The 21,554-nt window shown below is 69.4% G+C and carries 23 protein-coding genes and 1 pseudogene; 9 read left to right on the top strand and 15 right to left on the bottom strand.

Annotated elements, in window-relative coordinates; genetic code table 11:
* Positions 1-92: 92 nt before the first annotated feature.
* Complete coding sequence (locus ACFVYE_RS16200; protein WP_383961274.1) at positions 93-569, top strand: GNAT family N-acetyltransferase; 477 nt, start codon at positions 93-95, stop codon at positions 567-569.
* A 36-nt stretch (positions 570-605) separates the two neighbouring features.
* Here the strand turns inward: ACFVYE_RS16200 and cpt are convergent, their stop codons facing one another.
* The 4 genes and pseudogenes from cpt to ACFVYE_RS16180 form a co-directional block, all read right to left on the bottom strand.
* Positions 606-1,127 carry a chloramphenicol phosphotransferase CPT gene (gene cpt, locus ACFVYE_RS16195; protein WP_389606071.1) on the bottom strand — a complete coding sequence of 174 codons (522 nt, stop codon included), beginning with the start codon at positions 1,125-1,127 and terminating at the stop codon, positions 606-608.
* A gap of 106 nt (positions 1,128-1,233) precedes the next feature.
* Positions 1,234-3,054 (bottom strand): acyl-CoA dehydrogenase, encoded by a 1,821-nt coding sequence (locus ACFVYE_RS16190; RefSeq protein ID WP_389605965.1) that lies wholly within the window; start codon positions 3,052-3,054, stop codon positions 1,234-1,236.
* Positions 3,055-3,392: 338 nt separating this feature from the next.
* A complete protein-coding gene (locus tag ACFVYE_RS16185; protein WP_389605963.1) occupies positions 3,393-3,860 on the bottom strand; it encodes a tectonin domain-containing protein in 468 nt (155 codons plus the stop codon).
* A 290-nt stretch (positions 3,861-4,150) separates the two neighbouring features.
* Positions 4,151-4,270 (bottom strand): annotated as a pseudogene (locus ACFVYE_RS16180) (IS5/IS1182 family transposase); the annotation flags it as partial.
* 81 nt (positions 4,271-4,351) lie between these two features.
* Here ACFVYE_RS16180 and ACFVYE_RS16175 point away from each other — a divergent pair.
* On the top strand, positions 4,352-4,879 hold the full coding sequence (locus tag ACFVYE_RS16175; RefSeq protein WP_383961266.1) for a GNAT family N-acetyltransferase: 528 nt from the start codon (positions 4,352-4,354) through the stop codon (positions 4,877-4,879).
* Positions 4,880-4,922: 43 nt separating this feature from the next.
* Here ACFVYE_RS16175 and ACFVYE_RS16170 read toward each other — a convergent pair whose 3' ends face one another.
* The gene (locus ACFVYE_RS16170) at positions 4,923-6,173 is read right to left on the bottom strand and encodes an MFS transporter (RefSeq protein ID WP_383961263.1); all 1,251 of its coding nucleotides are present in this window, start codon (positions 6,171-6,173) and stop codon (positions 4,923-4,925) included.
* 65 nt (positions 6,174-6,238) lie between these two features.
* Between ACFVYE_RS16170 and ACFVYE_RS16165 the strand changes: the two genes are divergently transcribed.
* From ACFVYE_RS16165 to ACFVYE_RS16155, 3 genes are all read left to right on the top strand, one after another.
* On the top strand, positions 6,239-6,640 hold the full coding sequence (locus ACFVYE_RS16165; protein ID WP_389605961.1) for a MerR family transcriptional regulator: 402 nt from the start codon (positions 6,239-6,241) through the stop codon (positions 6,638-6,640).
* Between the two features lie 176 nt (positions 6,641-6,816).
* On the top strand, positions 6,817-7,164 hold the full coding sequence (locus tag ACFVYE_RS16160) for a hypothetical protein (protein ID WP_389605959.1): 348 nt from the start codon (positions 6,817-6,819) through the stop codon (positions 7,162-7,164).
* Positions 7,165-7,261: 97 nt separating this feature from the next.
* The gene (locus ACFVYE_RS16155) at positions 7,262-7,816 is read left to right on the top strand and encodes an NADPH-dependent FMN reductase (RefSeq protein WP_389605957.1); all 555 of its coding nucleotides are present in this window, start codon (positions 7,262-7,264) and stop codon (positions 7,814-7,816) included.
* Positions 7,817-7,885: 69 nt separating this feature from the next.
* On the opposite strand, the gene ACFVYE_RS16150 is transcribed toward ACFVYE_RS16155, so the two are convergent.
* Positions 7,886-8,176: a hypothetical protein gene (locus ACFVYE_RS16150; RefSeq protein ID WP_389605955.1), complete on the bottom strand. Its 291-nt coding sequence runs from the start codon at positions 8,174-8,176 to the stop codon at positions 7,886-7,888.
* Between the two features lie 200 nt (positions 8,177-8,376).
* On the opposite strand from ACFVYE_RS16150, the gene ACFVYE_RS16145 reads away from it, so the two are divergent.
* Complete coding sequence (locus ACFVYE_RS16145; RefSeq protein WP_383961249.1) at positions 8,377-8,943, top strand: MepB family protein; 567 nt, start codon at positions 8,377-8,379, stop codon at positions 8,941-8,943.
* A gap of 41 nt (positions 8,944-8,984) precedes the next feature.
* Here ACFVYE_RS16145 and ACFVYE_RS16140 read toward each other — a convergent pair whose 3' ends face one another.
* From ACFVYE_RS16140 to ACFVYE_RS16130, 3 genes are all read right to left on the bottom strand, one after another.
* Positions 8,985-9,551, bottom strand: a complete 567-nt coding sequence (locus ACFVYE_RS16140; protein WP_389605953.1) for a hypothetical protein — start codon at positions 9,549-9,551, stop codon at positions 8,985-8,987.
* 62 nt (positions 9,552-9,613) lie between these two features.
* On the bottom strand, positions 9,614-10,204 hold the full coding sequence (locus ACFVYE_RS16135) for a TetR family transcriptional regulator (protein WP_383961243.1): 591 nt from the start codon (positions 10,202-10,204) through the stop codon (positions 9,614-9,616).
* Positions 10,201-11,703 carry an MFS transporter gene (locus ACFVYE_RS16130; RefSeq protein ID WP_389605951.1) on the bottom strand — a complete coding sequence of 501 codons (1,503 nt, stop codon included), beginning with the start codon at positions 11,701-11,703 and terminating at the stop codon, positions 10,201-10,203. Before ACFVYE_RS16130 ends, ACFVYE_RS16135 begins: the two co-directional genes overlap by 4 nt.
* 173 nt (positions 11,704-11,876) lie before the next feature.
* Between ACFVYE_RS16130 and ACFVYE_RS16125 the strand changes: the two genes are divergently transcribed.
* A complete protein-coding gene (locus ACFVYE_RS16125) occupies positions 11,877-12,179 on the top strand; it encodes a hypothetical protein (RefSeq protein WP_093900313.1) in 303 nt (100 codons plus the stop codon).
* A gap of 165 nt (positions 12,180-12,344) precedes the next feature.
* Here the strand turns inward: ACFVYE_RS16125 and ACFVYE_RS16120 are convergent, their stop codons facing one another.
* Complete coding sequence (locus tag ACFVYE_RS16120) at positions 12,345-13,727, bottom strand: DUF445 domain-containing protein (protein ID WP_389605948.1); 1,383 nt, start codon at positions 13,725-13,727, stop codon at positions 12,345-12,347.
* A 142-nt stretch (positions 13,728-13,869) separates the two neighbouring features.
* Here ACFVYE_RS16120 and ACFVYE_RS16115 point away from each other — a divergent pair, with 142 nt between their 5' ends.
* Positions 13,870-15,120, top strand: a complete 1,251-nt coding sequence (locus ACFVYE_RS16115) for an SGNH/GDSL hydrolase family protein (protein ID WP_389605946.1) — start codon at positions 13,870-13,872, stop codon at positions 15,118-15,120.
* A 43-nt stretch (positions 15,121-15,163) separates the two neighbouring features.
* Here the strand turns inward: ACFVYE_RS16115 and ACFVYE_RS16110 are convergent, their stop codons facing one another.
* The 4 genes from ACFVYE_RS16110 to ACFVYE_RS16095 all read right to left on the bottom strand — a co-directional run bounded on the left by ACFVYE_RS16110 (position 15,164) and on the right by ACFVYE_RS16095 (position 18,647).
* The gene (locus tag ACFVYE_RS16110; protein WP_383961384.1) at positions 15,164-15,844 is read right to left on the bottom strand and encodes a DUF1707 domain-containing protein; all 681 of its coding nucleotides are present in this window, start codon (positions 15,842-15,844) and stop codon (positions 15,164-15,166) included.
* Positions 15,845-15,905: 61 nt separating this feature from the next.
* Positions 15,906-16,928, bottom strand: coding sequence for an ATP-binding cassette domain-containing protein (locus tag ACFVYE_RS16105; protein ID WP_383961231.1), 1,023 nt, complete (start codon positions 16,926-16,928; stop codon positions 15,906-15,908).
* A gap of 44 nt (positions 16,929-16,972) precedes the next feature.
* The gene (locus ACFVYE_RS16100) at positions 16,973-17,833 is read right to left on the bottom strand and encodes an ABC transporter permease (RefSeq protein ID WP_383961381.1); all 861 of its coding nucleotides are present in this window, start codon (positions 17,831-17,833) and stop codon (positions 16,973-16,975) included.
* A 13-nt stretch (positions 17,834-17,846) separates the two neighbouring features.
* A complete protein-coding gene (locus tag ACFVYE_RS16095) occupies positions 17,847-18,647 on the bottom strand; it encodes an ABC transporter permease (RefSeq protein WP_383961228.1) in 801 nt (266 codons plus the stop codon).
* Between the two features lie 168 nt (positions 18,648-18,815).
* Here ACFVYE_RS16095 and ACFVYE_RS16090 point away from each other — a divergent pair, with 168 nt between their 5' ends.
* The gene (locus tag ACFVYE_RS16090; RefSeq protein ID WP_383961225.1) at positions 18,816-21,218 is read left to right on the top strand and encodes a transglycosylase domain-containing protein; all 2,403 of its coding nucleotides are present in this window, start codon (positions 18,816-18,818) and stop codon (positions 21,216-21,218) included.
* Here the strand turns inward: ACFVYE_RS16090 and ACFVYE_RS16085 are convergent.
* A complete protein-coding gene (locus ACFVYE_RS16085) occupies positions 21,212-21,532 on the bottom strand; it encodes a DMT family transporter (protein ID WP_383961222.1) in 321 nt (106 codons plus the stop codon). The genes ACFVYE_RS16090 and ACFVYE_RS16085 overlap by 7 nt on opposite strands.
* Between the last annotated feature and the right edge of the window lie 22 nt (positions 21,533-21,554).

Raw genomic sequence — 21,554 nt, 5'->3', positions numbered from 1 at the left:
CCCGATGGCCGTAGCGGGGGCGAAGGCGCTCCCGCATCGTGTGTCCGCGGTTGGTCCCGGTGGTTTTTCGGCACACTCTGTAGGTTGCGGACATGTCTTCATCGCTTCGCCTCGAAAAGGTCACGTCCGACAACGTCGAGGCCGCCTGCCTGCTGAAAGTACGCCCCGACCAGGACGGGCTCGTGAAGCCGGTCGCCTGGTCGCTGGCTCAGGCGTATGCCGCACCCGAGGTCGCCTGGCCCCGGCTGATCTTCGACGGTGAGCGGCTCGTGGGCTTCGTCATGGCCTTCTTCGATGTCCGGTTCGATCCGGACAAGCCGGATGACAGGCTCCGCTCCGGGCTCTGGCGGCTGAACATCGCCGCCGACGAACAGGGTCGCGGTTACGGCCGCTTCGCCGTGGAGGCGGTGTGCGAGGAGATACGGCGGCGCGGGCAGACGCGTACGACCGTGAGCTGGGTTCCCGGAGCGCACGGGCCCGAGAAGTTTTATCTGAAACTCGGGTTCCGGCTGACCGGGGAGATGAGCGGGGACCAGGTCGTCGGTGAGCTGGATCTCGGCGACGTGTAGTGCTGTGGCCGGAAGCGGCCGCAACAACCCGACGGATCAGTCGATGCGGTCGGCGATGATCCGCGCGCACTCCATGGACTCGCTCCGCGTCGTGTTCACCTCCAGGTCGTAGATCACGCCCCGGTGGACCACCTCCGCCTGCGACGCCGCCATTCCTGTGACCCGGTCGCCGCGCGCGATCTCACGCGCTGCGGCAACCGCGCTCTCGCACCGGACGCCGACCCACAACACCTGCACTCCACCGAGCGCCTTCTGCCACCGCCGCTGGGACGCCGCCCCGCCGAGGAAGACCTCGTCGACGATGACCCTGGCTCCGGCGCGGGCCATCGTGGCGACACCGTCGATCCACGCCGTCTCCAACGTACGGAACTCGGGGCCGACGATCACCTCACCGTCCGGAGCGAACTCGATGCCCGCGTCCGACGCCTGCATGGACGCGGGCATCGCCTGGATCAGTGTGTCGACCCCGAAGGCGAGCCAGGGATCCGGCAGGACCGCCTGCAGGCACCGGACGATCCCGGACTTCCCCGAGCTGGAGCCACCGTTGAGCACGATCATCCGGGTCATCACCGCGCCACTCTAGGACCGTGTCCCCTGTGGTGACACGCCTTTTCCCGGCACGACGCCGCGGGGCGCACGGCTCGGAGATCTCACTCCGAGCCTCTCACCGGGGCAGCAGGATGCCATCGAAGGCATCAGGACGGTTGATGGGATGGTCGAGGAGAACCTCCTCCACGACGGCGAATCCGTTCGTGAGGGTCAAGGCCTCGGGTGCGAGTTCCGCGACGGCACTCTCGGTCGCGTCGGGGAGCTGCCTCACCTGAGCGCTGGTCAGGTACCCCTCCGCAAGCAGGTCTCCACTGTGAGCCGCCACACGGCGCAGGGTGAACAGGCGGTGCAGCAGACGCAGCCGGCGCTGCGCTTCGGGGTGAGGAGTCTGGGCGGCGACGTCCAGAAGAGCTTGGGCAGCCTGGCTGTGTGCGTAGGCGTCGACCAGTTCCAGAGCCGGTGTGACGGTGGTGTTCCATCGGTTGAGGGGATTGCCGGCTGTTCCGCTGCGCAGGCGCGTACGGGCACGCTGATGCCAGATGCGTTCGATGTCCGCCAATAGGTCCTGGAGGAAAACCGGATCGTCGAGGTCGCGAGCCTCGGGCGGCGCATCATGGGGCTCCTTCGGAGTGAAGTGTCCAAGAAGCATTTCGCCGGCGGCCTTGACCCAGATGACGAGGTTGTCACCCTCCGCCGTGATGGTTCCCTCGTTGGCTGCCAACTGTCCCGCGATTCCGTTGGCCAGGAAGAGCCCCTGCGCACCGCAGCGTTCGCGGCACTCAGTCATGACGGCGCGGGCCCGCCAGGTGATCCAGCCCTTGACTATGGCTGCGAACCGCTCACCGTTCTCCCGCTCCGGCTCCGTTGCCTGCGCCCACTGCCGTACCGCGGCGCGGTGCAGGAGAGTCGCGGCGTAGGTGGTGGCGATGGCGTCGAGGAGCGGGGCGTGGTGGCTGCGGTGAGCGAACAGCGGAACGCTGCCCCCGGCTGTCACGCCGGAAGTCTGCCTCGCGTGGGCGTGCCGTACGGCTACGGCGAGCGCGTGGCGCGTGACACCGAGGCTGTAGGCGCTCATACAGAGCTTGCCGGCGGTGACGCGACCGATGGAGTGCAGGAAACGCTTTCGGGGGCTGCCGATCGAACTCGTGAAGACGCCTTCCGGTGAGAGGCGTCCGTGGTCGGCCTGCAGCAGCGCTTCTTGTGGCAGACGGACGTTGTCAAAGGATGTGATGCAGTGGTCGACAGGGGCGGTGGCTGTCTGTGGCAGCCTGCGTATCTCGACTCCTGGCATCGGGAGCCCGGTCTCGTCGCTGAGCCGAGCGAGAAACAGGAAGACGCCCTGGTCCTTGCCATCCGTGATGAGGCGGGCGGCGACGACAGCGGTTTTGGGACCGCCGGTGGAGCTGGTGTTCGGCATGAACTTGCGGGCGGCCGCACTGGGAGTGTTCAGAACGAACTCGCCCGCGGTTCGGTCGTACGTGGCGGTGGTCTCCAGTTGCGAGGCGCTGTTGCCGTGCCCGACCTCCGTGCACAGAAACGTTCCTGTGCGCCGCAGCTCGACGAACTCCCGAAGATCGCGGTTCGGGCCCGACGTGTGTTCGAGGAGGCTGCCGAGGAAGAGGTTGTAGTGGATACTCGCCACTGTTCCCAGTCCCGCGTCCACCGGGCCGACCCATTCATGGAGTGCCGTGAGTCGTTCCACATCGACCACGAAGTCCTCGGGTCTGTCGAGTGCGTCGTTGATCAGACGTAAACGCTCGTAGGACAGTGCGGCACGTTCATCGGGTGACAGCCCTTCTCTGAAGCTGAATGGCTCAGTACTGAACAGCTTGCGCCAGGGCTCGTGGAGCTGATCCATCCGGTCGCCGAAGAGTGCCCGCGTCAGCGCCGCGACGGTTGAAGAGGCCTGGTCAGAGGGGAGTGAGGTGTTGATCACTTTCGGAACGCTAGCTCATACGTTCAGTTAGCACGGGGTGATGATCAACACGATTGAGATCACTTGGATGTTGGTACTCGGAGCAGGAATCCTGTGGCTGCTCACCCTCCTCGGTCATGCCCTCTGCACCTCGCAGAGCGCCTTCAAGTTGCCGCTGTTGCCGGCGAGCGGCCTTGCTGTGGGCTGCGCCGCAGCGCTCGCGCGACTGCGCACCGACACCGGGCATTCGTGGGTACTGCCGGCGGTGATGGCGGCCTTGGGCCCGGCCGCGCTGATTGCTCAGTCACGAGGGGCCTCTGCCATCCCGGGCAGGGGCCCCTCGCAGTTGCTGCCTGGGGTCAGCTCGGTTGGTCTCCCGTGTAGCGGTAGATCCCGCCACCGGAGTTGACGTGCCAAACGGTGCCGTCGGCGGCCACACCGATGTCCACCGCCCTGCCCGGAATACCAACCCAGGGGTTGGTGTCATGCCCGGTGTACCGGTAAATCTGGTCCAGGGAGTTCACGCCCCACACATGAGTCCTGGACCCGACCGAGATACGGGTGAGGCCCCCGGAGACGGCAACCCAGTCGGTGGAGCCCTGATCTCCGGTGTAGCGGTAGATCCCACCGGCGGAGTTGACGTGGTAGACGGTGCCGTCGGCGCCCACGCCGATGTCCACCGCCTTACCGGGAATACCGACCCACGGGTTGGAGTCATGCCCGGTGTACCGGTAGATCTGGCCCAGGGAGTTCACGCCCCACACATGAGTCCTGGACCCGACCGAGATCGTCGTGAGACCACCAGAGACCTGCTTCCAGTCAGCCATGCTCGCGTCCCTTCGCCTCGAACGTTACAAGGAGGAATTTGGCGCTCGGCAGGGTCACCCAAACGACCGCGTTTGTGGATTGGCTGCTGAAATGGTCCAAAGATCGCCGTTTGTTTTATTTCACTCCCAATGCGCGTGGGAGGCGGCCCTCCCCCAACGCAATCAGAAGGCCGGAAACGCTGTAACCCACAAGAGGCCCAGAACGGCGGCCGGTTAACGATCCCAGGGCCAATCCGATTGCCCCACGCTCGGTGCCGGCGGACACCGAAGGGACACGCCCGCATTGAACCGACGCGGGCGCGGACCTCACGGTGGGAGATGTTGTGTTCCTCTTTCCAGGCGGGGAGTTCGGCCCGACCGCGCTCGCGGCGGTGCGGGATGACCAGGCCGGTGACCCGGTAGCCGCCGTCGGTATCGATGACGACCTGGTGGTTGGTGGAGTTTGCGACAATCCGATGGTGCGGCACGGTTCTCGCGTGAAGAATCGCCGGATGCCTGAAGTGAAGCTGTCCGACGGGATCATCACTCTGTCCCCCCTGCGCCTGGACGACGTCGAGGCGCATCTCACGGGGGAGGACCAGCTGCTCGTTCGCTGGCTCAACGGCGGTCCCGGCACGCACCAGGGTGTCGAAGCCTACTTCCGGCACTGCCGGGAACAGTGGGACACCGCGGGGCCACTCCGCGCTTTCGGCATCCGCGTGGGCGGCGACGAGGTGCTCGCCGGGACGATCGACTTGCGGTTCGCAGGAGAAGGTCTGGCGCCCGGCCAGGTGAATGTCGCGTACGGCCTCTATCCGTCGTGGCGGGGGCGTGGCCTGGCTACCCGCGCGGTCCTCTTGGCGTCCCAGTACGCGGCCGGTGAGGGCGGGGCGGAGGCGGTGATCCAGGTGGAGCCGGAGAATCCCGCATCTGCCGCAGTCGCGCAGCGAGCAGGTTTCACCCCCGGCCGGCAGACGCACAGCAAGGACGGCACACACTTCGACTGGTACATCCGGGATCTTCGCGCCGCCACCCAGTGACGACCAACAGTCACGGGACAGCCCTCAGGCCGGTTGCGAGAGTTCACCGGGTCGCACTCGCGCGCCGTGCCGGGAATCCGTGTGCGCGGGCGGCGGTCACCACCGCCGCAACCGGCAGCATCAACACAAGTACGCTCCAGGGAAAGGCCTTTGAGCCGAAAATGTCCAGCAGGACGCCGCCCACGACTCCGCCACCGGCCATGGCCGCGTTCCACAGCGTGACGAGCATGGCCTGCGCGCCCTGCGCCGCGTCCGCCTCGTCGCCCGCCGCCTCGCTCGCCGCGCTCTGCAGGAGGGTGGGGGCGCCTCCCCAGCCGAGCCCCCACAGCGCCACCGCCACGTGGACGAGAACGGGGCTGCCGGCCGGCACCGCCAGGACGGCGGCCGCAGCGGCCACCAGCAGTACGGACGCGATGGTGAGGGTACGCAGTCGCCGGCTGATCGCGGCCCCCACGATCCAGATGCTCACCAGGGACGCGGCGCCGAAGACCAGCAGCACGAGGTCGGTCGAGTCGCCCATGCCGAGCCGGTCGAGGAACGTGGCGATGTACGTATAGAGGATCGTGTGGGCCAGCACGAAGACCAGGGTGACGAACAGGACTTGAGCCACGCCGGGAATGCGGAAGGTCCGCAGCACCGGGGTCCGGCCGTCCCGCCGCCGGCCGGGGTGGTCCGGGACGGTCGCGGTGATCCAGGCGAGCAGGACGACGGTGAGCGCGGTCATGACCAGGAAGGCCACCCGCCAGTCGAGCGCCCGGCCGAGGAAGGTCCCTGCGGGCACTCCCAGCGACAGGGCGACCGGGATGCCGGACATGGCGATCGCGATCGCCCGGCCCTGAAGATGGAGGGGTGCCAGGCGCCGGGCGTACCCGGCCAACAGCGCCCAGGCCAGACCCGCGGCCACCCCGGCGACGAACCGGGCCACCATCATCAGGGAGTAGTCCGACGAGACCGCCGTGACCGTGTTGGCCACGGCGAATCCCGCCATCGCCGTCAGCAGCAGCCGCTTGCGCCGCCAGCCCGCGGTGGCCGCGGTCAGGGGGATCGCCGTGAGCGCGGTGCCGATGGCGTAGATGGTCACCGTCTGACCCATCGCGGATTCGCCGACCCCGAGATCGGCGCTCATGGCGGGCAGCAGGCCCGCGGGCAGAGTTTCGGTGAGGCTGGTGATGAAGACGGCCGTGGCCAGGGCCAGCAGTGCCGGCATGGGAAGTCTCCGGCGCCGCCCGGCCTCGGCATCGTCGTCGGTATCGGTACGGGATCCAATTGCGGTCCGTGCACTGTGAGTTCGCATGGTGCGTATGCTCGAACCATCACATCGATGTGAGGGTCAACGCGACAAGCCGTGAGGTCGGTCACATGCGTATCGGAGAGCTGTCGGAGCGCACCGCCACACCCCGGCGGCTGCTGCGCTACTACGAGGAGCAGGGCCTGATCGTCGCCGACCGCTCCCCGAACGGCTACCGCGACTACGACGAGTTCTGCGTGGACCGGGTCAGGCAGATCAGAGGGCTGCTCGATGCCGGACTGCCCACCAGGATCATCAAACAGATCCTCCCCTGCCTCAACAAACCCCGGACGATCCACTTCCCCGACGCGACACCGGAGATGCTCGCCACGCTGGAGCACGAGCGCGACCGCATGACCGAGCGCATCCAGTGCCTGATGCGCAACAGGGACGCGATCGGCGAGTACCTCGACACCGTACGCGCCACCAGACAACCGGACCCCGCCTCCGAAGCGCCGCCCGCGCTGTCATGACCCGGCCGCGGCGGTGGTCAACCCGGCGAGCGCGGTACATGACCCACATGGCCGTCGGCAGAACCGATTCGGCAGCTCCCGTCCGGGTGACGGAACCCCACATCTGACAGTAACCGCAGGTCAGCGGCACAGACTTGGGCCGGTTCCGATTTTTCCCCGCACAAGGAGTGCCCTTCATGCGTCTTCGTTCCACCGTGGCTGCCGCCCTCGGCGCGCTCGCGCTCATCGTGGCTGTGCCGTCCTCGGCCGATGCGGCCTCCGGTGACTTCAGCTACACCTACAGCGGTCTCGACGGCTCCCCGCAGGTCGGCTTCCTGATCGACCCGCCGAGCGGGGTGTGCATCACCCTGCCCGAGGTCGCCGACCCCGGTTCGTCGAGCCCCGCCCACACTCCGTGGAACAACACCGACGCGACCGCCGTTGTCTTCACCGGCGTCGGCTGCGAGGGCGACTTCTTCCTCCTCCGGCCGAACGGTGGCCACGCCTCCGACCGGCTGAAGCTCCGTTCCGTCGCCTTCGGCTGATCCCGCCACCACCGCGCAGACCGAGAGAGGGGCCGTCCCGGGGGCGGCCCCTCTCTCATGCGGGGAATGAGGTCCGACCGTCACTGGTTGACCGGACATGCCGACGCCCCGTGTGATCCTTTTGCTGTCCGGAAGTCTGCGCAGCGGTTCCTCCAACGAGACCGTGCTGCGCACCGTGCAGGCCGTGGCACCTACGGGCGTACGGACCGTTCTCTACGGTGGCCTCGCGGCGCTCCCGCACTTCAATCCCGATGACGACGCCGAGCCGCTACCGGAGCCGGTGGCCGCGTTGCGTTCGGCGATCGACGAGGCGGATGCCGTTCTGGTCTGTACGCCGGAGTACGCGGGAACCCTGCCGGGGGCGTTCAAGAATCTGCTGGACTGGACGGTCGGTGGCACCGAGATCTGCGACAAGCCGACCGCGTGGGTGAACGCCGCCGCCCCCGGCCGTGGCCGGGGCGCGGAGGCCACGCTGCGGACGGTGCTCGGCTACACGGGTGCGGACATCGTGGAACCGGCCTGCGTACGGATCACCGTGGACCGGAACGCGGTCGACGCGGAGGGGATCATCGCCGATCCGGGCGCCCGCGAGCAGCTGGGACAGGTGCTCGGGCTGCTGACGGGGCGGGCCGCGGAGATCGAGCGCGGGTAGGGCGACGCAACTGCGGCCCACCCGGTGGGAGTCGGGCGAGCCGAGTGACTCCCACCGGGGGCTGAGGGGTCAGGCGCTGATCGCCCGGATGAGGACGATGGTGCCGACGAGTCCGATGACGCCGAGGGTGGTTCCGGCGATGGCGGTCCACAGGCGGCCGGTGCCGTGGTGGGCGTAGTGGATGCCCGCTGCGCCGAGGGTGATGGAGAGGGCTCCGGCGATGAACGCCCATGGGAGCGTGACGAACACGAGCGCGGGCACCCATGCACCTGTGGCGGAGACGGCGCCGAGGACAAGTGCGGTGGGACCCAGGGCGACGGCGGGTGTGTCGGTTCGGTCGGGCACAGTCGGCTCAGGCATGACCTGCTCCCCCTTTTGAACGAGTTCAAATTGTGTGCCGATCATAGCGCCGGGAGGGCGGCGGACCGGCCGGGGGCAGGGCATGGCGAGGCCCCGCCGGCCGGGCGGGGGCTCGGGGTCGGCCGCGGCGGCCGGGCCCGGGCCCGGCCCCATCGCGCTCGTCGGCGGCCCACCTGCGGCGCGATGACAGAATGGGGTGAATGATGACGTCTTGTGGTCCCGGACCCGCACCCGAGCCCTGGTCGCGCGACGGGCCGATGCACGCCGACCTTCTCGCGGCGAAGGCGCTGGTCTACGACCCGTGCGGGTTCATATGTTCCCGGCCGGTGCCCGAGGCGGAGAGCGCCGAGTACGGGGCACATGTATTCAGCGTGGACGGCGCCGCCGTCAGGTTCCGGGTGGCCAGGACGACCCCGACGAAGGCCGGCCAGTTCGTGACGGTGTGGAAGCGGTCCGCCGACGGGCCGATTCAGCCCTACGACTCAAAGGACCCTGTCGATCTCTTCGTCATCAGCACCCGTGACACCGGCCACTTCGGCCAGTTCGTGTTTCCGCGGGACGTGCTCTGCGAGCGGGGCATCGTGTCGAGAAACGGTTCCGGTGGGAAGCGCGCCTTCCGCGTTTACCCGCCCTGGGTGACAACGCCCAATCGCCAGGCCGGCCGTACGCAGGAGTGGCAGGCGGACCATTTCCTGCGTATCGGGCTGCCCACGGACGAGGGTGGGGCGGTCGACCCGGGCCGTTCGCGGGCGCTGTATCACCCGTGACGGCGCCGCCGCCCGGCCCGGCCGGCACAGGGCGGCGACCGTCAGCGGTAGTCCTCCGGGTGGCCCTGCATCCAGGTGTTGATGCGGTCGCGGGTGCCGATCAGTTCGGAGCGGTGCTTCTCCAGGTTTTCCGTGGAGGTGTCGCCGTTCAGCGTCTTGCGCAGGGTGCTGATCCGGGCCAGCGGTTCCTTGAAGTGGCCGGGGCCCTGGGCGTCCGCCTTCATGGCCTTGTCCAGGCCGGCCAGTTCGTCGTTGACCCGGCCCAGGAAGTAGGCGCAGTTCGCCGATCCCGGGGTGCAGTTGTCGTACAGGGTGGCCTGGAGGCCGGCGAAGGCGTCGCGTACGGCCACCGGCCTGTTCCTGGCGGCCTCGGCCGCCGCGGCGGCCTCCGCTCGCGCACTCGCCTCGTCCGAAGCGCTCTTCGCCGCGGCGGCGGCGTCGACCGCCTTGGCCACGACCGACGCGTTCACGGACGGGTCCACGTAGGGAACGTCGTCACCCGGTCCCTGCGACGTGGAGACGCTGGTGCAGCCCACCAGGAACGCTCCGAGAACCGCTGCCGCGGCCACGGCTGTTGCGACACCACGCACGTTGGTGCGGATAGACATGAGGCCCCCCTCGTCCGATTGGACCAGACCTTACATCCCCGGCCCGGCGTCGCCCCCGTTCCTCACCCCGTGATCAGGGTCTGCAGCGCGGGTGCGTACAGGTCCGCGATGTGTTCGGGGGTGGCGTCCGCGCCCGCGCCCTCGCGGTGGAGGCTGAGGGTGGCGCCGAGGCCGAGGAGGTGGCCGGCGATCAGTTCGGCGCGCAGGGTGCTTTCGGGGCCGGTGAGGCGGGCGGCCAGGGCGCCGGTGACCTGTTCGTGGAAGCGGTCGCGCAGCAGGGAGCGTTCGTCGCGGTTGCCGAGCGAGAAGACGACCCGCAGCAGTGGGTCGGACTGCAGTTCCCGGCGTCGGCTCACCAGCGTCACCACCATGTGGCGGCCCAGCATGTCGAGCGGGGCGTCGAAGAGTTCGGCGGCGGCGGGGCCGAAGTCGGCGACGGTGTTGAAGAGTTCTTCCTTGCGGCCGAAGTGCTTGACGACCAGGGACGGGCTCACTCCGGCGTCGGCCGCTATCCCCCTTATGGTCACCTCGGCGTAGGGGCGCTGTGTGAATGCCCGGCGGGCGGCGCGCAGGATCGCGTCCCGGCCCGTGCCCGGATCGACAGCGGTCGGGGCCGGAGCCGGGGCCGGAACAGTGGCCTGGCGGCTGGTCATGCGCCCTCCTGGATCGGCATCGTCCGCACACCGTCCTTCCGGTCGCCCGGGGCGTTGCGGCTCTCTTCGACCGTACCCGCCGTGGGCGTACGGCTGCCCGGCAGGCACAGCGTGACCAGCAGCGCCGCGAGCGCCGCGCCCGCCGCGATCAGGAAGACCAGCTGGTAGGCGTGGAGCGTCGGGGCCGTCCGGCCGCCCGCCTGGAACGTGATGTTGGCGAGGACCGCGGCCACCGTCGCGCTGCAGAAGGCCTGCCCGATCGACCGCATCAAGGTGTTGAGGCCGTTGGCCGCGCCCGTCTCACTGACCGGGACGCCACGCATGACCAGCGCGGGCAGCGCCGAGTACGCGATGGCGGTGCCCGAGGCGACGACCGTCGCACCGGCGATGATCATCCAGAGGCTGTGGCTGGTGAAGTACCGCACCGCGTAGCCGGCCGCGATCACGCCCGCCGCCAGCGCCAGGCTCACCTTCGGACCGTGCTTCGCGGAGATCCGCGCCGAGACCGGCGAGAGCGCCACCATCATCACGCCGCCCGGCAGCAGACACAGCCCGCTGACGACGAGCGAGGCGCCGAGCCCGTAACCCGTCGCCTTCGGCTCCTGCACCATCTGCGCGGTGACCAGGGAGTTCGCATAGAAGGCGAAGCCGATCAGCAGGGCGGCGACGTTGGTGAGCAGGACGGCCGGGCGGGCCGAGACCCGCAGATCGACCATCGGTGTCGGGACGCGGAGCTCGTACGCACCCCAGACCAGCGCCACGACGACAGCGGCCACCAGCAGACCGACCGTCCGCGCCGACGTCCAGCCCCAGTCGGCGCCCTGGGTGACCGCGAGCAGCAGACAGACCAGGGCCCCGGACAAACCCAGCGCGCCGACGGCGTCGAAACGGCCGCGGGTGCGGAGCGGGGATTCCGGTACGCACCACAGCACCAGCACGATGTCGATGACGCCGATCGCTCCCGAGACCCAGAACATCGTGTGCCAGTCGAAGTTCTCGACGACGAGCGCCGCGACCGGCAGCCCGACCGCCGCGCCGATGCCGAGCGTGGAGCTCATCAGCGCCACGGCGGACAGCACCCGCTCGGGCGGGAGTTCGTCGCGCAGGATGCTGATGCCCAGTGGTACGACGGCGAGCGCCGCACCCTGCAGGGCGCGGCCGGTGATCAGCACCCCGATGTGGGAGCTGACCGCGCACAGGACCGAGCCCACCACCAGCACCATGAGCGAGGCGACGAGCACCCGGCGCTTGCCGTACATGTCACCGACCCGGCCCAGGACGGGCGTGAAGACGGCGCCGGTGAGGAGGGTGACGGTGACCAGCCAGCTCGCTGCGGCGGGGGTCGCGCCGGTGAGGGCCGGGATGTGCGGGAGGAGCGGGACGACGATCGTCTGCATGACCGCGACCACGACACCGCAGAACGCGAGGACGCCTACGGCGAAACGGGGGTGCGGGGCCTCATCAGTGGCGGCGGTCGGTGCGGGTATGTCCGCGGGCATGGCTCTCCGTCAGCTCGTCGGCAGGGGCTTCGCGCAGGGGTGCACGCTCGTTCACCCCCAAGGGTAAACGCTTGTGCACCCCCTCGGCGACAGGAAGTCCGCACGCCGCGTTAGCCTCGAAGGCCCGGGCTCCGGGTCCGGACAACCCAGACAAGAAGGCGAAGGTGGCTGCGATGGCGAAGGTTCCGGCAGCGGCGGTGGCGGCGAGCGGGCTGGTCGGCGGGTACGCCGTCGCACGGTGGACCAAGAAGCGGCCGCTGGGCGGGGTCGCCCTCGCCGCCGCGGGCACCGTCGCCGCGTACGAGTGGAACCGGCAGGCCGGGCCGCGCGCGGCCGTCGGGCTGACCACCGCGTATGTCGCCGCGTTCGCCGGTTCGCACCCGCTGGCCAAGAAGGTCGGCGCCTGGCCCGCCGTCTTCGCCGTGGCGGGCAGCGTGGCCGCCGCGTCGTGGGCAGTCACCCGCCGGGCCGCCTGAATCGCGTACGGACTGCCGGTGATCATCTGCCGGACGCGTTGAACGCGGGCGGGACCATGTGCGTATTCAAGGGCACTCCCCCGTGTAAGCCGGGTGCGTATCCGTACGACAGGACGGATACGCACCCGGAACCCTCAGGGCTGCGACGAGCCGGAACCCCGGGCCCTACGCCCCCAGTGCCCGCGACACCGTATAGATCAGCAGCCCCGCCAGCGCACCCACCACCGTGCCGTTGATCCGGATGAACTGCAGGTCACGGCCGATGTGCGCCTCGATCTTCTTCGATGTCTGGTCCGCGTCCCAGCTCGCGACGGTGTCACTGATCAGCGACGTGATCTCCGCGCGGTACGTCGTGACGACATAGACCGCCGCGTCCTCCAGCCAGCCCTCCAGCTTGGCCTGCATCCGCCCGTCCGTCGCCAGCCGCGCGCCGAACGTCAGCAGTGAGGCCCGCGCGCGCAGCCGCAGCTCGCTCTGCTCGTCGTCCGCAGCCGCAATCATCATCGTGCGCACCGACGACCAGGCCGATGCGATGACCTCCTGGACCTCGCCGCGCCCCAGGATCTCCGACTTCAGCCGCTCCACCCGTGCCCGGGTGTCCGAGTCCGTCTGGAGGTCGGCCGCGAAGTCCGTCAGGAACGTGTCGACCGAACCGCGCGCCGGGTGCCCCGGCATGTCCCGCATCTCCGTGATGAAGCGCAGCAGTTCCTTGTAGACCCGCTCCCCCACCCGCTTGTCGACGAACCGCGGCGTCCAGCCCGGCGCCCCGCCCTGCACCGCGTCCATCACCGAATCGCCGTGCAGCACCAGCCAGTCGTGGGCGCGCACACAGATCAGGTCCACCATCCTGCGGTGGCCGCCGTCCGCGACGATCTTCTCCAGCATCTTGCCGAGACCGGGAGCGATCTCCGCCGCATTGGCCCGGCGGGTGATCGCCTCACCCACCACGGCCTGCACATCGGAGTCCCGCAGCACCGTCAACGCACCGCGCAGCGCGGTCGACAGCTCGGCGGTCACCCGGTCGGCGTGATCCGGCTCGGCCAGCCAGGCACCGAGCCGGCCACCGATACCCAGGGCGTGGATACGGCTCCGTACGACATCGCCGGAGAGAAAATTCTCGCCGACGAAGGAACCCAGGGAGGCTCCCAGCTGGTCCTTCTTGGAGGGGATGATGGCGGTGTGCGGGATCGGCAGGCCGAGCGGACGCTTGAACAGCGCCGTGACGGCGAACCAGTCGGCCAGCGCACCCACCATCCCCGCCTCGGCGGCCGCGGCGACGAAGCCCGGCCAGCCGCCCACACCCGCGTTCTTCGCCCAGGTGGCAAGGACGTACACGAGCGCGACCAGCAGAAGGAGGCCCGTGGCCGTGGTCTTCATCCGGCGTACGCCGCGACGCTTCTCCTCGTCGGCTGCGGTGTACGCGAACGAGGCGAGGGGGGCCGGGCGGCCGCCGGGCGCGGGACGGGCCGCGCCCGCCACCTGCTCCCGGGCATGCTCCGGCCGCCCCGCACCCTGTTCCCCGGGTCCGGTCCCATCGATCCGTTCCATCCGCTCCACCCGTCCGCGTACGCATCGCCCCCGGTGTCCCGTACGCATTGTCCTTACCTGACCTACTCCCGGGCCGCACGTCGAGTTCCCGACGCCTTGCCCCATCATGGGATCGGTCCAACCACGAGGAGACACACCGTCCATGCCCAGGCGCCAGGGGTACGCCCTGCACATCGCCCTCGTGGCGGGCACCGCCGCGCTCGCCGCCGGCGTGGCGTTCGCCGGCTCCCTGTTCTTCTCCGGCTCCGGCACCCCGTCGCAGCAGATCGCCGCACCCGACCCGCGGTCCGTGGCCCGTACGCCCGCCGCACCGGCCCACTCCACCGGCCTCTGGCTCGGCACCTGGGCGACGGCCCCCACCACCGGGGTGACCGACACGTACAACGGCAGCGACCCGACCCGGCGCACCATCCGTAACGTCGTGCACACCAGCATCGGCGGCGACGCGGCCCGCATCACCCTCTCCAACCTCTTCGGCACTCACCCGCTGGTCGTGGACCACGCCACGGTGAACACCCGCCCCGTGACCTTCAGGGGCGCCGCCGCCGTGACCGTCGCGGCGGGCGGACAGATCGTCAGCGACCCCGTCCTCGTCCCGGTCGTCGCCGACGCCGATCTCGTCGTCACCCTGAGCACCCCCACCGCCGAGGGCCCCGTCACCATCCACCCGGGCACCCACCAGACGTCGTACGTGGAGGACGGGCGGGGCACCTGGCGCACCACCGACTGGCGCTACCTCACCGCCGTCGACGTACACAACGAGACCGCCGCCGGAACGATCGCGGTGATCGGGGACTCGCTCACCGCGGGCACCGGCTCCACCCTCGACACGAACAGCCGCTGGCCCGATGTGCTCGCCGACCGGCTGCGCGGCCGGTACGGAGTGGTCAACGCCGGCATCGCGGGCAACCGCATCCTGCGCGACGGACGCGGCGTACGGGCGAGCGCCCGCTTCGACCGCGACGTACTGGACGTCGCCGGGGTGAAGACGGTCGTCATCGCGCTCGGCATCAACGATGTGCAGCAGTTCCCGCAGGAGACCGACCCGCAGCGCATCGCGGACGCGCTGCGGTCCATGACCCAGCGCGCCCACGCACGCGGACTGCGGGTCGTCGGGGCGACGCTGATGCCGTACGAGGGGTTCCGCACCTGGACACCCGCACGGAACGCCGTACGGGAACAGGTCAACGAGCTGATCCGGGCGGGCGGGATCTTCGACTCGGTCATCGACTTCGACACGGCCGCCCGCGACCCGTACCACCCGACCCGGCTGCTGCCCGCCTACGACTGCGGCGACCATCTCCACCTGAACGACACGGGCTACCGGCGACTGGGCTCACTGGTCGACCTGCCGGCCCTGGAGCAGGACGGTCCCGTCTCCGACGAACTCTGACGGCGGGGCCGGGGTCAGCGGAAGACCGGAAGACGTCCCGGACTCAGTCCTCGGAGCGGTCCGAGGACCCGCGGCCCTTCTCCAGCCGCCCCCGCTCCCGCTCCGCGTCCCTCAGCCGCTGCTTCTCCGCCTTGCTCCGCTTGCGCTCCACGCCGACTCCGCCCATCAATGCGAGGCCGGTGATCCGCACCCGCGGGGAATCCGGCGACGGAACTCCCTCGTCCTTCGAGCGCTCGCCGAAGCCGCCCATGATGCCGATGCCCCTGACCTCGACATTGAGCTCCGGCGGGACCGTCACGTGCATACCGCCCATGATCGTGAAGCAGCGGATGACCACCTCGCGGTCCTCGAAGTTGGCGTCGCGCAGATCGATCTCACCGCCGCCCCACATCGCGAACGCGGTGAACTTGCGGCCCACCGTCCAGTTCCCCCGGCGGCCGAACCCGCCCCAGAACGCGAACGCACCACCCGACGTGGCGGGCTTGCCGATACGGTCCGCCCAACGCACCGCCGAACCGGTCGGCACCGGGGCCGCACCCAACGGGGCCACTTCAGTGCCCGGTGCCGGAAGGTCCCGGACGAGCGGTTCCAACTCCCCATGTGTGCGCGCCCTGTAGGCCGCTTCGAGCCGCTGCTCGAACTCCTCCATCTCCAGCCGACCCTCGGCCACCGCCTCGCGCAGGGTCTCGGCGACACGCTCACGCTCGGCGTCGGAAGCACGCATTTCCGGAAGGTCACTTGTCATACCGCGCAGCCTATTGAACGCGTACGCTCCCGTCACCGATCTACCTGCCGTCGGCCGACACGTACATCTTCGCGATCACGGCCTCGATGTCGGGCTCCCGCACCGACAGGTCGACCAGCGGGTAGTCCGCCGCGATCCGGGCGACCAGCGGTGCGGCCGACTCCGAGGCCGGGAAGGCCAGCCACTGGCGCGGCCCCTCCACCTTCACCGTACGCACCGAAGGCGCGGACTCCAGCCGGATCGGCGGGAGTTGACGGTCCAGGTCGACCACCAGCATCCGCTCGCTCTCGCCCACCTCATGCAGTCCGGCGAGCGCCCCGTCGTACATCAGACGGCCGTGGTCGATCACCATCACACGCTTGCAGAGCTGCTCGATGTCCGTCAGATCGTGCGTGGTGAGCAGCACGGTCGTGCCACGTTCGGCATTCAGGTCCCGGAGGAATCCACGGACCTTGGCCTTGGAGACGACGTCCAGACCGATCGTCGGCTCGTCCAGGTACAGCACCTCGGGATCGTGCAGCAGCGCCGCCGCGATGTCGCCGCGCATCCGCTGCCCCAGCGAGAGCTGCCGTACGGGTACGTCCAACAGCTCGCCCAGATCGAGGAGTTCGACACAGCGGTCCAGATTCTCGCGGTAGCGGGCGTCGGGAATCCGGTACATCCGGTGCATCAGCCGGTACGAGTCGCGCAGCGGCAGGTCCCACCAGAGCGTGGTGCGCTGGCCGAACACCACACCGATGCGGTGAGCCAGCCTCGTCCGCTCCCTGGACGGGTCGATGCCCGCCACCCGCAGCCGGCCGCCGCTCGGGGTGAGGATGCCGGTCAGCATCTTGATCGTGGTCGACTTCCCGGCACCGTTCGGGCCGATGTAGCCGACCATCTCGCCACGCGCGACGCAAAAGCTGATGGAGTCGACCGCTCGCACCTGGCGGCGTTCGCTGCGCATGAAGCCGGTCTTACGGCGCACGTCGAAGACCTTTTCGACGTTGTCGAGCTCGATGAAGCCGGTGCCGCCGCCCCTGCCGATGTCCGTGCCGGTGTCGATGTCGGTTTCTGCGTTCATGCCCGATGCCCTCGCCCTTTCCCTCGCCCTGCTCGATGTTTTCGTCAACTGCCTGTGCTGCGGTATGCGCGCAGGCCCGAGCGCCAGGCCAGGCCCGCGAGCAGCCAGCACAGGACCGCCACCACCGGAGGCAGGAACGCCACCCAGTCCGGCAGGCCCAGCGGATAGTCCCGGCCCAGCACATACAGCGCGGGCAGCCAGTTCACGAAGGCCAGCGGCACAACAAACGTGACCCCGCGCACCAGGTCCTTCGAGAAGATCGACGGCGGGTACTGAAGCAGCGTGTTTCCCCCGTACGTGAAGGAGTTCTGCACCTCGGAGGCATCCTGCGCGACGAACTGGAACGCCGCCCCGGCCACGAACACCGCCGCGAAGATCGCCGCCCCGCTCAGCAGCATCAGCGCAATCATCGCCACCTTCAGCGGTGTCCACCCGATGTCCAGCGTCACCAGCGCGTACCCCAGGACCAGCGCCCCCTGGGTGATCCGCCCCATCCTGCGCAGCGCGAACCTGTCCGCCGCGACCTGGGCGAGCACCGGCACCGGCCGTACCAGCAGCGTGTCCAGCGTGCCGTCGCGCACCCGCCGCCCCAGCCGGTCCATCGAGCCCATCACCAGATCGGCGAGACCGAACGCGGTGCCCGAGGCCCCGTACAGCAGCGCGATCTCCGCCAGCGTGTAACCGCCCAGCGCATCCACGTGCTGGAACATCAGCAGGATCGCGACGAAGTCGAAGGCGGTCACCGCGAAGTTCCCGAACGCCGTCATCGCGAACGAGGCGCGGTACGCCATCGTCGAGCGCAGCCACATCGTCGCGATCAGCCCGTACGCCCGGACCCCCTCGACGAGCCTCGACCGCTCGACGAACACCACCTCGGGCGTGTCCGCCGCCTCGGCCACCTCCATCGCACCGGCCGTCTCAGCCACCCTGAACCACCACCCTCCTCGTCGCCACCGACTGCACCAACCGCCCCACCAGCAGCAGCGTCAGCGCCCAGCCGCCCTGGAAGGCGTACGCCTCCACCAGCCCCCACCCCGTGCTCTTGCCGAGCAGCACATCGGCCGGCACCTGGAGCAGCGACGACCACGGCAGCACCCGCGCCACGTCGCCCAGCACTCCGGGGAACAGCGTCAGCGGCAGCAGCATCCCGGAGAAGAACATCCCGGCCAGGCCCGTCATCTGCGACACCCCCGCCCCGTCCAGCAGCCAGAACGCGGAGAGCGCCACCAGATAGCGGATCGCGAAACTGACCACGACACCGAGCGCCACCGAGACGAGGAAGGCCAGCCAGACCCCCGGCGAGGCGGGCAGCGCCAGATCGAAGGCGAGCGAGCCCAGCAGCATCGGCACGATGCCGCGGCCCAGCAGATGGAACGCCGCCCGGCCCAAGTCACCGGCCAGCCACCACAGTTGGAGGTCCACCGGCCGGTAGAGATCCACCGCGACATCGCCCGTGCGGATCCGCTCGATCAGCTCGTCCTCGAAACCGCCGCCCATCATGGCGCAGGTCATCAGCAGCGCCTGCCCCAGCCACACATAGGTGAGCGCCTGGGGCATGTCGTAACCGCCGAGCTGCGGACGCTCGTCCCACAGCGCCACATAGGTGTACGCCATGATGAAACCGAAGACGGTGTTGGTGAACACTCCCGCCGCCGTCGCGGTCCGGTAAGTGGCATAGCGCCGGAACCCACCCGCCGCCACCACCGCGTACAACCGCACCGCATCCCCCCATCGCCCCGGCGCCCAACGGCGTTGGACACCAAAGCGCAAGACCTTAGTCCAACGAAGACGACCGCCGCGACCGCTTTTCAGAGGTCGGTCCGGTGCTTATTCCGCAGAAAAGGGCACTATGGGGGAATTGACCGCGGCCGAGGAGTCTGCACGGACATGAGCGACGAGCCACAGCAGCCGAACGGGGAACACGAACCCCGGGGCTGGGATCCCAGGGACCTGTCCGCCCACGGCAGCAACAGCGGCAACAGCGCAGATCAAGGCCACGAAGCCGGCCGGGCGAAGAAGCCGAAGCACTCCAAGCGCACCGGCTGGCGCCGCGCCGTCCCCACCTGGCGGATGGTCCTCGGCGCCGTCATCCTCCTCGCCCTGCTCCTGGTCGGCGGCTTCATCGCCGGATACCAGCTCGTCGACATCCCGCCCGCCAACGCCAGCGCCACCGCACAGTCCAACGTCTACCTCTACAAGGACGGCAGCGTCATCGCCCGCTCCGGCGAGGTCAACCGGGAGAACGTCAGGCTCGCCCAGGTCCCGCTCACCGTCCAGCACGCCGTCCTCGCCGCCGAGGACCGCGACTTCTACTCCGAACGGGCCGTCGACCTCAAAGCCATGACCCGCGCCGCCTGGAACACCCTCACCGGCAAGGGCAGACAGGGCGGCTCGACCATCACCCAGCAGTACGTCAAGAACTACTACCTCGGCCAGGAACAGACCATCATCCGCAAGATCAAGGAGTTCTTCATCGCGGTCAAACTCGACCGCGAGGAGTCCAAGAACCAGATCTTCGAGGGCTACCTCAACACCAGCTACTTCGGCCGCAACGCCTACGGCATCCAGGCCGCCGCACAGGCCTACTACGGCAAGGACATCGGCGACATCACCACCGCCGAGGGCGCCTACCTCGCCTCCCTGCTCAACGCCCCCAGCGCCTACGACGTCGTCGTCCACCCCCAGAACAAGGCCGCAGTCCTCGCGCGCTGGAACTACGTACTCGACGGCATGGTCAAGGAGAAGTGGCTCGCCCCCGGCGAACGCGCCGCCATGGAATTCCCCGTACCCGGCAAGGCCAAGCCGCCCACCGGGCTCTCCGGACAGCGCGGCTACATCATCCAGGCCGTCGAGGACTACCTCACCAGCAACAAGGTCATCGACGAGAACACCCTGGCCACCGGCGGCTACCGGATCACCACCACACTGGAGAAGAAGAAACAGAACGCGCTCGTCAAAGCCGTCGACGACAACGTCATGTCCCAGACGAGCACAGAGCGCGAGGCAGACCGCAACGTCCGCGTCGGCGGCGCCTCCATCGACACCGGCACCGGCCGGGTCGTCGCCATGTACGGCGGCGTCGACTACACCAAGCAGTACGTGAACAACGCGACCCGCCGCGACTACCAGGTCGGCTCCACCTTCAAACCCTTCGTCTTCACATCCGCCGTCGCCAATGGCTCCACCACCCAGGACGGCCGGCGCATCACCCCCAACACCGTGTACGACGGCACCAACAAACGCATGGTCCAAGGCCCCAACGGACCCACCGGATACAGCCCCGCCAACGAGGACGACATCAGCTACGGGCCCATCACCGTCCGCATCGCCACCGACAAGTCCGTCAACGCCGTCTACGCCCAGATGGCCGAGGACGTCGGCCCCGACAAGGTCAAGCAGACCGCCATCGACCTCGGCATCCCCAAGAACACCCCCGACCTCACCCCCTATCCGTCCATCGCGCTCGGCGTCGCCACCGCCAGCGTCCTCGACATGACCGAGGCGTACGCCACCCTCGCCAACCACGGCAAACACGGCGCATACACCCTCGTCGACAAGATCAGCAAGGGCGGCGAGGACCTGGAACTCCCCGGCAGGAACACCGAACAGGCCGTCAGCCGCGAAGCCGCCGACACCACCACCGCCGTCCTCCAGAGCGTCGTCGAGAACGGCTCCGGCATCGCCGCCCAGGGCGCCGGCCGCCCCGCCGCGGGCAAGACCGGCACGGCCGAGGACGACAAGGCGGCCTGGTTCGCCGGCTACACCCCCGACCTCACCACCGTCATCGCCGTCATGGGCCAGGACCCCGACACCGGCGCACAGAAACCGCTCTACGGAGCACTCGGACTGGCCCGCATCAACGGCGGCGGCGCGCCCGCCCAGGCCTGGGGCCAGTACACCGAGGCCGCGCTGCGCGGCACCACGGTCGAGAACTTCGACCTCAGCCTCGAAAGCGGCGCCGAGGAAACCACCCAGCCCACCGAGGAGAACTCCAGCCCCGGCACCACCGGAACGCCGTCCGAACCCCCCTCCAGCACACCGCCCAGCAGCCCCGGGAGCACCACGCCCAACAGCCCGCCGACCCCTGCAAGCAGCGAACCCGCCACCGGCGGCACGGACACCGGCAGACCGCCCGGCGGCGGAACGGAAATCGGCGGCGCGGAGAACGGCGGCGGGGACAACGGCGGCGCGGACGGCTACGACTTCCTCCCGGGCGCCCGCGGCACCCCGGCACCCCCGGCCACCCCGGCCGCCCCCGCACCGCAGGGCCCCCCGGCGCCGCGTCAGTGACCCGAGGTCGCCTTCAGCCCCACCACGGCCACCAGCAGCAGAGAGACGAAGAAGATCCGGGCGGCGGTCACCGGCTCACCCAGCACCACCATGCCGAGAACCGCCGCACCGGCCGCACCGATACCGACCCACACGCCGTACGCCGTACCGATCGGCAGCGTCTTCGCCGCATGGGACAGCAACACCATGCTCGCCACGATCCCGAGACCCGTGAACACACTCGGCCACAGCCGGGTGAACCCCTCGGTGTACTTCATCCCGATCGACCAGCCCACTTCGAGCAGACCGGCGACAACCAGCAGAACCCACGCCATGACGGCACCTCCGACGAGACAG

The organism is Streptomyces sp. NPDC058239 (assembly GCF_042882185.1).
Lineage (GTDB): Bacteria > Actinomycetota > Actinomycetes > Streptomycetales > Streptomycetaceae > Streptomyces.
This window is presented reverse-complemented; position numbering and strand designations above follow the sequence as displayed.